The following is a 14,062-nucleotide window of genomic DNA, read 5'->3' as shown; positions in this document are numbered from 1 at the left end:
AGCCTAGTGTCGCGAGTCAGGTCGTGCTCCAGCTGACCGGAAGTTCCTCCAGCTTCAGGAACGAATACTCGCTGACCCGCAGCTCCTCCGGCGGTACGGCGAGCCGGAGGCCGGGCAACCGGCTGATCAGCTGCTCCAGCACCACGACCAGTTCCAGCCGGGCCAGCGACTGGCCCAGGCAGTGGTGGATGCCGTGCCCGAACGCGACGTGATGCCGGGTGCCGCGGCGGATGTCGAACCGGTCCGGGTCGGCGAACGCGTCCGGGTCCCGGTTGGCCCCCGCGCTGACCGGGATCAGCCCGTCGCCGGCCTCGATCCGAGTGCCGCCGAGCTGGAACGACTCCACGGCCAGCCGGGTCGGCGAGATGTGGAAGATGCTGACGTACCGGAGCAGTTCCTCGACCGCGCCTGGGACCAGCGCCGGTTCCATGATCAAGTCCTGCCACTGATCATGGTGCCGGAGCAGCGTCACCAGGCCGAGGCTGATCATGTTCGACGTCGTCTCGTGACCCGCGGTGATCACCAACCGGAGCGCGTGCAGCAACTCCTCCGGCGTCAGCACCTCGGCAGCTTCGCCGTGCACGAGTTCGGACACCAGGTCGTCGCCCGGGTCGGTGCGCTTGCTCTCGATCAACCGTTTCGTCAGGTCCAGCATCAGCCCGGTGGCGCTTCGGACGTCGCCGGGCGCCGTGGCCAGCAGGTTGCGCCGGGCGTCCAGTTCCTGGAAGATCCCCCGCTCCGCCAGCGGCAGCCCGAGAAAATGACAGATGGTGCGGGCCGGCACCTCGGCCGCGAAGCTCCGGACGAAGTCGGCCGGCGGACCGGACGCCAGGAGCTCGTCGATCAGGTCGTCGACGATGCCGCGGACCACCGGGCGCAGCGCCTGGATCCGGCGGACCGCGAAGTAGCGGGTGAACACGCGCCGGATCCGGGCATGATCGGGACCGTCGAACGTGACGAACGACGGGTCGGCCCGCTCCAGCGCCTCCCGGCTCGGGCTGGAGAACGGGAACGCCTCACGTCGCCGGTCCGCGCTCACCGCCGGGTGGGACAGCACCTCGCGCACCTCGTCGTACCCGACCACCAGCCAGGCGCTCCGGCCGTCGTAGAGCCGGACCTTCTGCACCTTCTCCGCGGCGCTGTACTCGGCCGGCGGGTCGAAGGCCGACCGGCGGGCCAGCGGGAACGACGGCAGCGTCTCGTCCATGATCAACTCTCCTTGGCCGTCGCGGCGGCGACCGCGAGCCGGGCCATGTCGTGGCGCGAGGCCTCGGAGTACCAGGCTACGTGCGGCGTGACGATCACCGCCGGGTGCTCGAGCAACGCCCGTGGCGGTTCGGGTTCGGTGTCGGTGACGTCGAGCCCGGCGCCTGCGATCCGGCCGTCGGCCAGCGCGGCGAGCAGCGCCGCCGTGTCGATCAACCCGCCGCGGGCCGTGTTGATGATCACCGGTCGGCGCTCCAGCCTCCCGAACGCGGCCGCGTCGAGCAGGCACCGGGTCTCCGTGGTCAAGGGGGCGTGCAGCGTGATCACGTCACTGATCGCCAGCAGCTCCGGCAGATCGAGCCGGATCCGTTGCGACGAAGGGCTTTCGACGTACGGGTCGGTGTAGACGATCCGCATGCCGAAGGCCTCGGCCCGGTTCGCGACGGCGCTGCCGATGGCGCCGAGGCCGATCACGCCGAGGGTGGAGCCGCGCAGTCTCCGTACCCCTGAATAGTCGGTGGAGCGCCAGTCCGCGCCGCCCTGCCCGATGAAGTACGGCAGCCGCCGGACCGTGGCCAACAGCAGCATCAGGGCATGATCGGCGACCTCCTCGGTCCCGTACCCGGGCGTGTTGATCACCCGGATCCCGCGCCGCGCCGCATGATCGAGATCGATCAGGTCGAGCCCGATCCCGGCCCGGACCAACAGCCTCAGCGCGGGACAGCGATCCAGCCGGTCGGCTCCGAACCGCTGCCCGCCGATGATCATGGTCTCGACAGGGTGCGGACCCGGATCGTCGGCCTCGACCGCGGCCCAGGACCGCCCGGACCGCTCCAGCTCACCGGCGAGCGAGGGCAGCGAGGCGAACAGATCGGCCAGCACACCGAGCCGCCCCATGATCACCCTTCCGCGTGGAACACGGTTCCGCGTCGAATATCGCAACGACCCTGTTCCATGTCAACGCCGAACACACGCCGGCCCGGTTCCAGCTGTGGGATTGTCGACATCCCGACGCCTGGTCCGTTCTTTGGCGTGGGTTTGTCGACAACCGCACGCCGGCGCCGGCGGTCCCGCGCCACGGATCGAGGGCACTGACGCCGAGGTGACCGTCGCCGAGGTCGCGCCGGCCAGCCGCGGCCCGGCGGCGTCGCGCCGGTCGCGACCGCGCGAGCGAACGCCGACGCAGACTCGAGTGAACCGTCACCCGCCGAAGATCCTGCGGTCCGGCGCGCGGGCCGCTGGTTCCGCGGGCACCGAGTGGACGCCTTGACCCGGCTCTGCCCCAAGAAATCACAGTCGGACGACCCACTCGTTGGCGGCGACCGTTCCGGACGCAGGCGAATCCCGGGCGAGGCCCGGCCGGGAGTCAGTCGGCGGAGAGTTCGGCGTCCTCGCGCGGCAGCAGCTTCTCGACGAGGTCGACGACGTCGGCGATCGAGTCGACCACCCTGGTCGGCCGGTACGGGAAGCGGTCCACCTGCTCCGGCCGGGTCGAGCCGGTCAGCACCAGGACCGTGCGCAGCCCGGCCTCGATCCCGGCGATCACGTCGGTGTCCATCCGGTCGCCGATCATCACCGTCGATTCCGAGTGTGCCTCGATCCGGTTCAGGGCGGACCGCATCATCAGCGGATTCGGCTTCCCCACGTAATAGGGCTCGACGCCGGTCGCGCGAGTGATCAGCGCGGCAACCGAACCGGTGGCCGGCATCGAGCCCTCCCGGGACGGGCCGGTCGCGTCCGGGTTGGTGGCGATGAACCGGGCGCCCCGCTCGATCAGCCGGATCGCCCTGGTGATCGCCTCGAACGAGTAGGTCCTCGTCTCGCCGAGCACCACGTAGTCGGGGTCCTGCTCGGTCTGGACGAAGCCGGCGCTGTGCAGGGCCGTGGTCAGGCCGGCCTCGCCGATCACGTACGCCGAACCGCCCGGGCTCTGTTCGCCCAGGAACTGGGCGGTGGCCAGCGCGGAGGTCCAGATGTGGTCCTCCGGCAGGTCGATCCCGCCGGCCAGCAGCCGGGCCCGGAGATCGCGCGGCGTGAAGATCGAATTGTTGGTCAAGACCAGGAAGCGGCGCTCGAAGTGCCGCAGCGCGGCGATGAACTCGCTCGCGCCGGGGATGGCGCGCTGTTCGTGGACCAGCACCCCATCCATGTCGGTGAGCCAGCAGGCGACCGAGGCGGCGTTCTCCATGGCGCCCACCGTAACGTCACCGCCGGGAGAGCGGCGGGGTCGTGTCCCGGACCTGCACCTCCGGCTCGATCGCGGGCTCGGCCAGGGCCTCGTCGTCCGGCCACGGCTCGGTGGCCAGCCGTACGCTCGCCTCCCCCATCTCCTCCAGCGGCGACCGGACCGAGGTCAGGCCGCGGCCCTCCTGGTCCAGATGGTCCAGCGCCCGGCCGCCGTACCCGGCGACGGCGAGGTCGTCCGGCACCCGCAGCCCGGCCCGTTCCAGGCCGATGATCGTCCCGATGCCGATCACGTCCTCGCCGGCGAAGATCAGCTCGGCCCGGTCTCCGGAGTCCAGATAGGCCTGCGCGGCCGCGACCCCGGCGGCGACGGTGGTCGCGGCCGCGGGGAACACCCGGCTGTCCGGCAGCGCGATCCCGGCCGCGGACAGCCCCGCCCGGAACCCGTCCAGGCGGTCCCGGGTGGACCGGATCGGCGGGTCCAGCACGATCGCCGCGAAGGAGCGGTAGCCGAGTTCGACCAGCCGGACGGCCAGGGCCCGGGCGCCGTCGAAGTCGGGCGGCCGGACCGCCGTCAACGGCTGCGGCGACTCGCCGACCACCACCACCCGGCCACCCTCGGCCTCGAAGCTGCGCAGTTCCCGCATCAGGCTGGAGCCGGCCCGGGCCGTGTCGTCGGTCTTGCGGACGAGGATCAGGGCCTGCGGACGCTGCCGCCGCAGGTCGTGCACGAGGCGCCGTTCCCGCTCGTCGTCGCCGTGGGTCGACAGCAGGTTCACCACCAGACCCCGCCGGCCGGCCTCGGCGACCACGCCCGAGGCGACCCGGGCGAAGAACTGGTCCCGGATGTCGCCGACGACCAGGCCGATCGCCGGGTAGTGCCCGCGCGCGGTCGCCTGCGCGGCCAGGTTGGTCGTGTAGCCGACCCGCTCGGCGGCGTCGAGGACCCGGGTCCGGAACTCCTCGGCGACCTTGCGCGGGCTGCCGTTCAGCACCCGCGACGCGGTGGACGCCGAGACGCCGGCCGCCTTGGCCACGTCCTCCAGCCGGGGCCGGCCCGGATGCTCGACCGCCATCGGGAGCCCCCTTTCTGAGGTACGGGTCCGCCGTGCCGACCAACCTTGACACGGTTTCGGGCGTCAGCATAACCTCTCGGCAAGCGCGTTCCCATCCAATCCGGTACGGATTCGACCGGAACTACCCGACTCAGTGGCCGAATCGGGCAAGCGCCGTCCCACCGGAGGAGATGTCGAAGATGACCCGCTCACTGTCGCGCCGGACCCTGCTCCGCACCGGACTCTCCGCGGCGGCGGTCGCCACGGCCGGCGTCGGGCTGGCCGGGTGCACCACCGCGTCCCGTACCTCGGAGCCGGCGAACGACCCGGCCGCCAAGGCGGCCGCCGTGCCCGACTACCGGCCGTTCCCGGACCGCGCGAAGCCGGACCTGCCCGGGAACGAGCAGGGCGTGCTCGACGCGTACCTGCACTATCCGGCCGAGGTGAAGCCCGCCACCGACGGCGTGCCGGGCGACGGCCAGCCGATCTCCGGTCTCGCCCAGTTGAACGCCGCGCTGCCGCCGGCGGTCGGCCAGCACCCGTACTGGCAGGAGCTGAACCGGCGGCTCGGTTCGGAGCTCAAGATGCAGCTGGTCAACGCCGGCAACGACTTCAATTCCAAGATCGCCACCATGGCCGCCGGGAACGACTTCCCCGACCTGATGCAGGTCAACAACTCGATCCCCTCGCTGGCCCGGTTCCTCGAGGCGAAGATGATCGACCTCACGCCGCACCTGTCCGGCGACAACGTCGCCGCCTACCCGGCGCTGGCCAACCTGCCGACCAAGTTCTGGGAGGCGGCGGTGTTCAACGGGAAGCTGCTGGCGCTGCCGATCAGCCGCGGCATCATCTCCTCGATGGTGCTCTACTACCGCGCCGACCTGCTCGACGCGGCCGGGGTGGACGCCAAGATCAACTCCTTCGAGGACCTGTATCAGCGGGCCAAGGCCGGGACCGACCCGAAGCAGGGCCGCTGGGGGTTCGGCGCCAACCCGCTGTCCTGGGTACGGCAGATGCTGGGCATCCCGAACGGCTGGCAGCAGACCGACGGCGGGCTGGTCCACCAGCTCGAGGACGAGCGGCAGGCCGAGGCACTCGAGGCGGTTCGCCGGCTGCAGGCCGAGGGGCTGCTCAATCCGGACCTCGCCGGTGCCCCGCCGTCGCAGCAACAGCAGTGGTTCGGCGCCGGGCGGAGCGTCTTCTACCTGGGCACCTACAGCGCCTGGTCGTCGCTGGTGCAGAACTTCGGCGTGCCGGCCGACACGATCGATGTGCTGCCGATGACCGGCTTCGACGGCGGCACCCCGACCACCTGGATGGGTCCGCCGAACAACAACTTGACCGTCATCCCGAAGTCCGCCGAGCCGCGGATCGAGACGATCCTCAAGATCGCGAACTACCTCGCCTCGCCGTTCGGCTCCGAGGAGAACCTGTTCATCTCCCGCGGCATCCGGGACCGCCACTACCGGCTCGACGGCAGCGATCCGATCGCGCTGCCCGAGCACGCCGGCGAGCTCGGGCTCGGCGCCGGCTACCTGGCCGCACCGCCGCCGGTGGTCTTCGGGCCGAACATCACCGGGTACGCCGAGAAGGCGCACGCCAGCCAGCAGAAGTTCGTCGAGTACGCCAGCGCCGACCTGGCCCAGACCTACTACTCCGAGACGGCGTCCCGGCGTGGGCCGACCCTGGCGACGATGATCGCGGGCATCGAGTCCGATATCGTCTACGGCCGCAAGCCCGTCTCCGACTGGGCCGGAACGGTCGACCGCTGGCGGACCGACGGCGGCGACAAGATCAGAGAGGAACTGCAGGCGGCGATCCACGCCGCCGGTTGATCATGGACCAGCCGAACCAGACCCGCTCCGAACTCGATCACCGGCTGATCACCCTGGCGCGCCAGGCCGGTGACGCCGCGTGGGATCCGGTGACCGGATTGATCGCCGAGCCGGCCGCGTACAACCCGATCCACACCCGGATCTGGACCGGAACCCGGCATCCGCACCGGGAGAGCGTGCTGTTCGCGCTGACCCTGCTGGAGACCGGTGACCCGAATCGGGCCGAGGCCGTGCTCGACGTCGTGCTCAAGGCGCAGGACACCGACGACGCCTCGCCGACGTACGGCATCTGGAGCTACTACGCCGAGGAGTCGCTGGCGGAGATGGCGCCGCCGGACTGGAACTGGGCCGACTTCCTCGGCCGTGATCTTGCCTTCATCCTGTTCCGGCACGCGTCCGACTTGAGCACCGAGTGCCGGACCCTGGTGGAGACGGCGCTGCGGCACGCGGCCCGGTCGATCATCCGGCGCAACGTCGCGATGAGCTACACCAACATCGCCGCCAAGGGCACGTTCGTCACGCTGGCCGCCGGGCAACTGCTCCAAGATCACGAACTCACCCGGTACGCGATCGAACGGGTCGGCCGGTTGCGTGATCAGATTCGCGACGCCGGCAGCTTCGCCGAATACAACAGCCCCGGCTACTGGGCGATCACGCTGGAGGCGATCACCGCGATCCGCCAGTACATCGAGGCGCTGGCCGCCGTCGAGGGCGCCGGCTGGATCGCCGAACGGCTGTGGCGACACTTCATCCAACGTTGGCACCGACCGACCGGTCAGTTGAGCGGCCCGATGGCGCGCAGTTACGTCGATGATCTTGCCGACGTCGGCCCGGTGTTGGCGGTGCTGGCCAAGGCGACCGGTCAGGAGTCGCCGTTCGATGCCGTACCACTGCGGAAACCGTCGCTGTCGCTGGTGGTCCCGGCGATCCTCGACGTCGCCGCACCCGAGTACGTGATCGACGCACTGGTCGACTCGCCCACCGGACAGGTCCGGGAACGGTTCAGCCACACGACCGCAGCTTCCGGCCACCGGCAGGCGATCCAGGGCACCACCTGGCGCACCCCGCGAGCGACCCTGGGCACGGCCAACACCTCTGAGTTCTGGCTGCAGCGCAGGCCGCTGCTCGGCTACTGGGCCACGGAGGACGACCACCTCTGGCAGCAGAACCGGCACGTCCGGTTGCGGTTCCGCAAGGATGATTACGACTTCTCCTCCGCCGTGTTCAGCTCGATCCAGGCCGGCGGGCACGTGCTCTGGGCGGTCGGCTTCATCTCCCCCGGCGGCGACGAGCACATCGGCCTGCACAAGATCGAAGCCGGCCAGCCCTTCACCGCACGGTCACTGAAGTTGATCTTCGAGATCCGGGACCCGGACGCAACGGTACCCGGGTCGCGAACCCTGCTGCCCGGCCCGGTCGAGATCGACGCCGGACCGGTGCGGCTCCGGATCGCGGTCGCGGCGGCACGGTTCGGCGACCTCCGACCACAGGCCCGGATCGAGCCGGCCGAGGACGGGATCGACGCGACCGTCGAACTGCTGCCCGGGCCGGCCGAGCGGGAGTTGATCATGAACCGGGTCGACGGCGGCTACCTGGTCGGCAGCTTCAGCATGATCGAGTCCGACACCCCGTCGGACTCGGGAAGTCCCGTCGAGGTCGAGGTCGACGAAGCCGTCCTGACCGCCCGCTGGACCAGCCCCGCCGGCAACCGGCTGGAACTGTCCGCGCCGGCCCGGATCGGGACCGCCGAGCAACACCTCGCCGCCTACCGCGGCCTGGTCGACGGAGTCGCCGTCGAAGCCCCACCCCTCGCCCGCTGAGCAGCGACGTACTTCGGACCTCAGCATCGAGTGTGAGGTTACGGACGCCAGAAATCGATTTCATGCGGGCGTAACGTCACACTCGGTGACCTTGGGCCCTGGCGGCGGTGCCGGGCGAGAACCGACAGTGACGTTCACGGGAGCGGGGGCACGAGATGTCACAGAGTTCTGAGGGTGGGCCGGGTCGCGCCGTGGCGCGGATCGGCTGGGTGGTGTTGGTCGTCCTCACGGCCGGGTACGCGATCAACCACGTCGCCGGCATCGCCACCTTCTCCGACACCGACGACGAACGGCTGATGTTCGCCGTCTTCGCCGGACTCAACGCCCTGACCTTGATCATCCTGCTGCTGCCGTACCGCCAGCGGCAGTTCTGGGCCTGGGCCGCCACCTGGGTCAGCGTCGCCGTGTTCGCCCTCTGCCCGATCTGGGTCGCCCCGCCGATCGGCCTGTTCTATCTCGGCACCGCCGTCGTCCTGGCGCTAGCCCAACTCGCCACCCTGCCCGACTTCACCCGGGCAGCAAAAAGGGGCGGCGCCCCGGACCGCTGAGATGTCCGGGCCACCGCCCCTCTTCTTGCCCTCAGGGACGCGGACTCAGAAGTCCATGCCGCCCATGCCACCCGACGGGTCGCCGGCCGGGGCCGCAGCGGCCTTCTCCGGCTTGTCGGCGATGACCGCTTCGGTGGTCAGGAACAGGGCCGCGATCGACGCCGCGTTCTGCAGCGCGGACCGGGTCACCTTGGCCGGGTCGGGGACACCGGCGGCGAGCAGATCCTCGTACTCGCCGGTGGCCGCGTTCAGGCCGTGGCCGGCCGGGAGACCGGCGACCTTCTCCGCCACGACGCCGCCCTCGAGGCCGGCGTTGATGGCGATCTGCTTCAGCGGAGCAGCGGCGGCGGCGAAGACGCTGGCCGCGCCGATCGCCTCGTCACCGTCGAGGTTCACCGAAGCAGCCTTGGCGGCCTGCAGCAGGGCGACGCCGCCACCGGCGACGATGCCCTCCTCGACGGCGGCCTTCGCGTTGCGAACGGCGTCCTCGATCCGGTGCTTGCGCTCCTTGAGCTCGACCTCGGTGGCCGCGCCGACCTTGATCACCGCAACGCCGCCGGCCAGCTTGGCCAGCCGCTCCTGCAGCTTCTCGCGGTCGTAGTCGGAGTCCGAGTTCTCGATCTCGGCACGGATCTGGGCGACCCGGCCGGCGATCTGATCGCTCTCCCCGGCACCCTCGATGATCGTGGTCTCGTCCTTGGTGATGACGACCTGGCGGGCCCGGCCGAGCAGGTCGAGATCGACCGCGTCGAGCTTGAGGCCGACCTCTTCGCTGACGACCTGGCCACCGGTCAGGATGGCGATGTCGGTCAGCATGGCCTTGCGGCGGTCGCCGAAGCCCGGGGCCTTGACGGCGGCGGACTTGAAGACGCCACGGATCTTGTTGACGATCAGGGCAGCCAGGGCCTCACCCTCGACGTCCTCCGCGATCACCAGGAGCGGCTTGCCGGACTGCATGACCTTCTCCAGCAGCGGCAGCAGGTCCTTCAGGTTGGAGATCTTGGAGTTGACGATCAGGACGTACGGATCCTCGAGGGTCGTCTCCATCCGCTCCGTGTCGGTCACGAAGTAGCCGGAGATGTAGCCCTTGTCGAACCGCATGCCCTCGGTCAGCTCGAGCTCGAGGCCGAAGGTGTTGGACTCGTCGACGGTGATGACACCTTCCTTGCCGACCTTGTCCATCGCCTCGGCGATGATCTCGCCCACGGAGGGGTCGCCGGCCGACACGGAAGCGGTGGCGGCGATCTGCTCCTTGGTCTCGACCGGCTTGGCGACCTTGGCCAGCTCAGCGATGATCGCCTCGACGGCCGCCTCGATGCCGCGCTTCAGCGCGATCGGGTTGGCGCCGGCGGCCACGTTGCGCAGGCCCTCACGGACCAGCGCCTGGGCCAGCACGGTGGCGGTGGTGGTGCCGTCACCCGCGACGTCGTCGGTCTTCTTGGCGACCTCCTTGACCAGCTCGGCACCGATCTTCTCGTACGGGTCCTCGAGCTCGATCTCCTTGGCGATGCTCACACCATCGTTGGTGATGGTGGGCGCGCCCCACTTCTTCTCGAGCACGACGTTGCGTCCCTTGGGACCAAGGGTCACCTTGACGGCGTCGGCGAGGATGTTCATTCCCCGCTCGAGGCCCCGTCGCGCCTCGGTGTTGAATTGAATGAGTTTGGGCATAGTTCTCCGCGAGTCCTCCCGCGTTGCTGGCGGTGGATCCCACCGCCGACGGTTGACGAAAATGGCCTACCCACCCAGCGATGCCCGCGACGGACGACCTCGACTGAGATCTCACCGATGGTTGAGTAGCACTCTCGGTCCGAGAGTGCCAGTTCAATGTTTAGCACTCCCCCGGTGAGAGTGCAAACGATCCGGCGCTGTTCCGGGCACGGCCCGACCCTTACGGTCCGGTGACCACGGGGCGAGCCCGTCGCCGTTGTCAGTGACGATGGATAGGGTCGAACTGAAGACCACACGACGCAGGACAACGCCCGGCAACCAGACCCCCTGGAACGGAGCCCGATGATCGAGTTCGAGTCCGTCACCAAGACGTATCCCGACGGCACCACAGCGGTCTCCGACCTCAGCCTGGTCGTCCCGTCCGACCGGATCACGGTGATCGTCGGCCCGTCCGGTTGCGGCAAGACGACCACGCTCCGGATGGTCAACCGGATGCTCGAGCCGACCGAGGGCCGGATCACCTGGGACGGCGAGCCGTTGTCGGCCCGCCCGGTGACGACGCTCCGCCGCCAGATGGGGTACGTGATCCAGAGCGGCGGCCTGTTCCCGCACCGGACCGTGCTGGACAACATCGGCACCGTGCCCGGGCTGCTCGGCTGGCCCAAGGCGAAGGCCCGGCAGCGCTCGATGGAACTGTTGGAGGCGGTTGGGCTGGACTCCGCCCTGGCCCGCCGGTTCCCCGGTCAGCTGTCCGGCGGCCAGCAGCAGCGGGTCGGCGTCGCCCGGGCACTGGCCGCGGACCCGCTGGTGATGCTGATGGACGAGCCGTTCTCGGCGGTCGATCCGGTGGTCCGGGCCGAGCTGCACGAGCTGTTCCTCGACCTGCAGCGCCGGCTGAGCAAGACCATCATCATGATCACCCACGACATCGACGAGGCGATCGCGCTGGGCGACCAGGTCGCTATCCTCCGGGTCGGCGGTGTGCTGGCCCAGGCCGGCACGCCGCAGGACCTGCTGGAGCAGCCGGCGGACGCGTTCGTCGAGGGCTTCGTCGGCAAGGACCGCGGCTACCGGTCGCTGTCCTTCCTGCCGGCCGAGCGGCTGCCCCTGACCGACGACCCGCCGGCCACGGCCAAGGGGCGGCTGGTGTTCGAGGACGACCGGCCGACCGGCTGGGCCGGTTTCCGCGAGGACGGCGGCCTGTCACCCCTCGGCGGCACCTTCGACCCCGCGACGGACACCATGCGGGCGGCCCTGGATGCGGCGCTCGCGTCGCCGGCGTCGGTGGCCGTAGCGGTCTCCGAGGGCCGGTTCGTCGGGGTGGTCGAGCCGGCGGTGATCCTGGCCACGGTCGCCGATCATCGCGCCGCCGAGGCCGTACGGGAGCCGCCGGAGCCGGCCGGGGCGGTCCAGGAATGATCGACGTCTCGTTCGACTGGGGCTGGACGGCCCGCAACTGGACCGACGGCATGAAGATCGGGGCGCTGCTGCTGGAGCACATCGCGCTGTCGATCATCCCCGTCCTGATCGCGGTGATCATCTCGATCCCGCTCGGCTATCTCGTCTTCCTCACCGGGAAGGCGGCGAACGGAATGCTGGCGGTGCTCGGCGTGATCTACTCGGTGCCCTCGCTGGCCCTGTTCGTCGCACTGCCGGCCATGATCGGGACCTCGATCCTGAGCCCGGTCAACGTCGCCGTCGCGCTGGCCATCTATTCGATCGCGCTACTGGTCCGCAACGTCGTCGACGGGCTGCGTTCGGTGCCCGGCACGGTGAAGCAGTCAGCCTCGGCGATCGGGTACGGCTGGTTCCGCCGGCTGCTGGTGATCGAACTCCCGCTGGCGCTGCCGGTGATCTTCGCCGGGCTGCGTGTGGTCACGGTGTCCAACATCGCGATGGTCAGCGTCGCGGCGGTGGTCGGTGGCGGCGCGCTGGGCCAGCTGTTCGACCGCGGCCTGAACTCGTCCTTCCTCACGCCGATCATCGTCGGTCTGGCGCTCAGCCTGATCCTGGCCCTGATCGCGGACGCACTGATCCTGTTGATCAAGCACCAGACGCTGCCCTGGGCGCGCGGCAGGAGGCTCGCATGAGTCTGCTCTCCTTCCTCCTCGATCCGGCCAACTGGCCCGGCGGCGGCAAGATCATCGACCTGCTGCTGCAGCACCTGTGGTACACGGCGGCCGCCGTTCTGCTCGGCGCGGTGATCGCGATCCCGGTCGGCATCCTGATCGGCCACACCGGCCGCGGCTCGTTCCTGGTGATCGGCACCAGCAACGCGGCCCGGGCCATCCCGACCCTCGGTCTGCTGGTGCTGGTCGTCGTGCTGCTCGGCACCGGGGTGGAGAAGATCGTCCCGGTGCTGGCCGTGCTGGCCCTGCCGGCGATCCTGACCGCGACCGCGGCAGGCATCGGCGGCGCCGACCGGGAGGCGGTGCACGCGGCCCGGGCGATCGGGATGACCGAGGGTCAGATCGTCGCCCAGGTGGAGTGGCCGCTGGCGCTGCCGCTGGTCGTCTCCGGCCTGCGCAGCGCCACCCTGCAGGTGGTCGCGACCGCCACCGTCGCCGCGTTCGCGGCCGGCGGTGGGCTGGGCCAGCTGCTGATCAGCGGGCAGCGCAACAACGACTATCCGCAGATGTTCGCCGGTGCGGTCCTGATCGCGGGAATGGCGATCGTGCTGGACCTGTTGCTGGGGGGAGTGGGCTGGCTGATCGGCCGGAACACTCGTGCCCGACGTGCGGCCGCCGAGGCCGTACGAAATCAAGCTGTATCACCAACGAATCGATCCGAGGCTGTGACATGAAGATCAAGAACGTGACCGCGACGATCGCCGCAGCGCTGCTGCTGGCCTTGGCCGGTTGCGCCGGCAACAGCAATCCGCTGGGTGAGTCGGCGGCGCCGTCGCCCGGCGGTGATCAGGACCAGGCCCCGATCGTGGTCGGCTCGGCGAACTTCACCGAGTCCCAGATCCTCGGCGAGCTGTACGCCCAGGCCCTGCAGGCCAAGGGGATCCAGGCGTCGACGAAGCTGAACATCGGCAACCGCGAGGTCTACCTGAAGGCGCTGGAGGAGGGCACCATCTCGGTGGTGCCGGAATACACCGGCAACCTGTTGATCAACTACGACCAGGACACCACGGCCAAGTCCGCCGCGGAGGTCGAGCAGGCGCTCGCCGAGGCGCTGCCGGAGGGCTTCCAGGTGCTGAAGTCGTCGCCGGCCGCCGACCAGGACGTCTATGTGGTGACGAAGGCGTACGCGGACGAGCACGGGCTGGCCTCGCTGGCCGACCTGAAGAAGATCTCCGCCGGCGCCATCCTCGGCGGCCCGTCCGAGCTGGCCACCCGCGCCTACGGCCCGGAGGGGCTGGAGAAGATCTACGGCGCGAAGTTCAAGGAGTTCAAGCCGTACGACGCGCCGGCCGTGAAGGCGCGTGACCTGAACGACGGCAAGATCCAGGTCGCCACGTTCTTCACCACCGAGTCGGTGATCGCCGCCAACGGGTACGTCCAGCTGGCCGACCCGGAGTCGATGATCCTGCCACAGAACGTGGTGCCGCTGGTCACCGACGCGGTCGCCGGCAACGCCGACGCCAAGGCCACCCTCGAGGCCGTCCAGGCCGCCCTGACCACCGAGGACCTGGCCGGCCTCAACAAGCGGGTCGACACCGACCACGACGACCCGGGCCAGGTCGCCGGCGACTGGCTGAAGGAGAAGGGCCTGGCCTGACCCAACGTTCCCTGAGC

The 14,062-nt window shown here is 70.0% G+C and carries 12 protein-coding genes; 7 read left to right on the top strand and 5 right to left on the bottom strand.

All coding sequences use genetic code 11. From position 1 onward, the window contains the following. Positions 1-16: 16 nt before the first annotated feature. From BKA15_RS23690 to BKA15_RS23675, 4 genes are all read right to left on the bottom strand, one after another. Complete coding sequence (locus BKA15_RS23690) at positions 17-1,207, bottom strand: cytochrome P450 (RefSeq protein WP_179754967.1); 1,191 nt, start codon at positions 1,205-1,207, stop codon at positions 17-19. Positions 1,208-1,209: 2 nt separating this feature from the next. Continuing rightward, on the bottom strand, positions 1,210-2,103 hold the full coding sequence (locus BKA15_RS23685; RefSeq protein WP_179754965.1) for an NAD(P)-dependent oxidoreductase: 894 nt from the start codon (positions 2,101-2,103) through the stop codon (positions 1,210-1,212). Between the two features lie 469 nt (positions 2,104-2,572). Next, the gene (locus BKA15_RS23680; protein ID WP_179754963.1) at positions 2,573-3,394 is read right to left on the bottom strand and encodes an HAD-IIA family hydrolase; all 822 of its coding nucleotides are present in this window, start codon (positions 3,392-3,394) and stop codon (positions 2,573-2,575) included. 16 nt (positions 3,395-3,410) lie between these two features. Continuing rightward, the gene (locus BKA15_RS23675) at positions 3,411-4,466 is read right to left on the bottom strand and encodes a LacI family DNA-binding transcriptional regulator (protein ID WP_179754961.1); all 1,056 of its coding nucleotides are present in this window, start codon (positions 4,464-4,466) and stop codon (positions 3,411-3,413) included. 179 nt (positions 4,467-4,645) lie between these two features. On the opposite strand from BKA15_RS23675, the gene BKA15_RS23670 reads away from it, so the two are divergent. The 3 genes from BKA15_RS23670 to BKA15_RS23660 all read left to right on the top strand — a co-directional run bounded on the left by BKA15_RS23670 (position 4,646) and on the right by BKA15_RS23660 (position 8,648). Beyond that, positions 4,646-6,280, top strand: coding sequence for an extracellular solute-binding protein (locus tag BKA15_RS23670; protein WP_179754959.1), 1,635 nt, complete (start codon positions 4,646-4,648; stop codon positions 6,278-6,280). Positions 6,281-6,282: 2 nt separating this feature from the next. Further along, entirely contained in the window at positions 6,283-8,100 is a 1,818-nt protein-coding gene (locus tag BKA15_RS23665) for a DUF8769 domain-containing protein (protein ID WP_179754957.1), read from the top strand. Between the two features lie 155 nt (positions 8,101-8,255). After that, a complete protein-coding gene (locus BKA15_RS23660) occupies positions 8,256-8,648 on the top strand; it encodes a hypothetical protein (RefSeq protein ID WP_179754955.1) in 393 nt (130 codons plus the stop codon). Positions 8,649-8,693: 45 nt separating this feature from the next. Here BKA15_RS23660 and groL read toward each other — a convergent pair whose 3' ends face one another. Then, complete coding sequence (gene groL / locus BKA15_RS23655) at positions 8,694-10,319, bottom strand: chaperonin GroEL (RefSeq protein ID WP_179754953.1); 1,626 nt, start codon at positions 10,317-10,319, stop codon at positions 8,694-8,696. Between the two features lie 342 nt (positions 10,320-10,661). Here groL and BKA15_RS23650 point away from each other — a divergent pair, with 342 nt between their 5' ends. The 4 genes from BKA15_RS23650 to BKA15_RS23635 are packed head-to-tail and all read left to right on the top strand — an operon-like array spanning position 10,662 to position 14,045. Beyond that, the gene (locus tag BKA15_RS23650) at positions 10,662-11,738 is read left to right on the top strand and encodes an ABC transporter ATP-binding protein (RefSeq protein WP_179754951.1); all 1,077 of its coding nucleotides are present in this window, start codon (positions 10,662-10,664) and stop codon (positions 11,736-11,738) included. Continuing rightward, positions 11,735-12,409: an ABC transporter permease gene (locus tag BKA15_RS23645; protein WP_246322412.1), complete on the top strand. Its 675-nt coding sequence runs from the start codon at positions 11,735-11,737 to the stop codon at positions 12,407-12,409. Before BKA15_RS23650 ends, BKA15_RS23645 begins: the two co-directional genes overlap by 4 nt. Then, positions 12,406-13,122: an ABC transporter permease gene (locus tag BKA15_RS23640; protein ID WP_179754949.1), complete on the top strand. Its 717-nt coding sequence runs from the start codon at positions 12,406-12,408 to the stop codon at positions 13,120-13,122. Before BKA15_RS23645 ends, BKA15_RS23640 begins: the two co-directional genes overlap by 4 nt. Next, positions 13,119-14,045 (top strand): ABC transporter substrate-binding protein, encoded by a 927-nt coding sequence (locus BKA15_RS23635; RefSeq protein ID WP_179754947.1) that lies wholly within the window; start codon positions 13,119-13,121, stop codon positions 14,043-14,045. Before BKA15_RS23640 ends, BKA15_RS23635 begins: the two co-directional genes overlap by 4 nt. Positions 14,046-14,062: the final 17 nt, after the last annotated feature.

Source organism: Microlunatus parietis (genome assembly GCF_013407955.1).
Lineage (GTDB): Bacteria > Actinomycetota > Actinomycetes > Propionibacteriales > Propionibacteriaceae > Microlunatus > Microlunatus parietis.
This window is presented reverse-complemented; position numbering and strand designations above follow the sequence as displayed.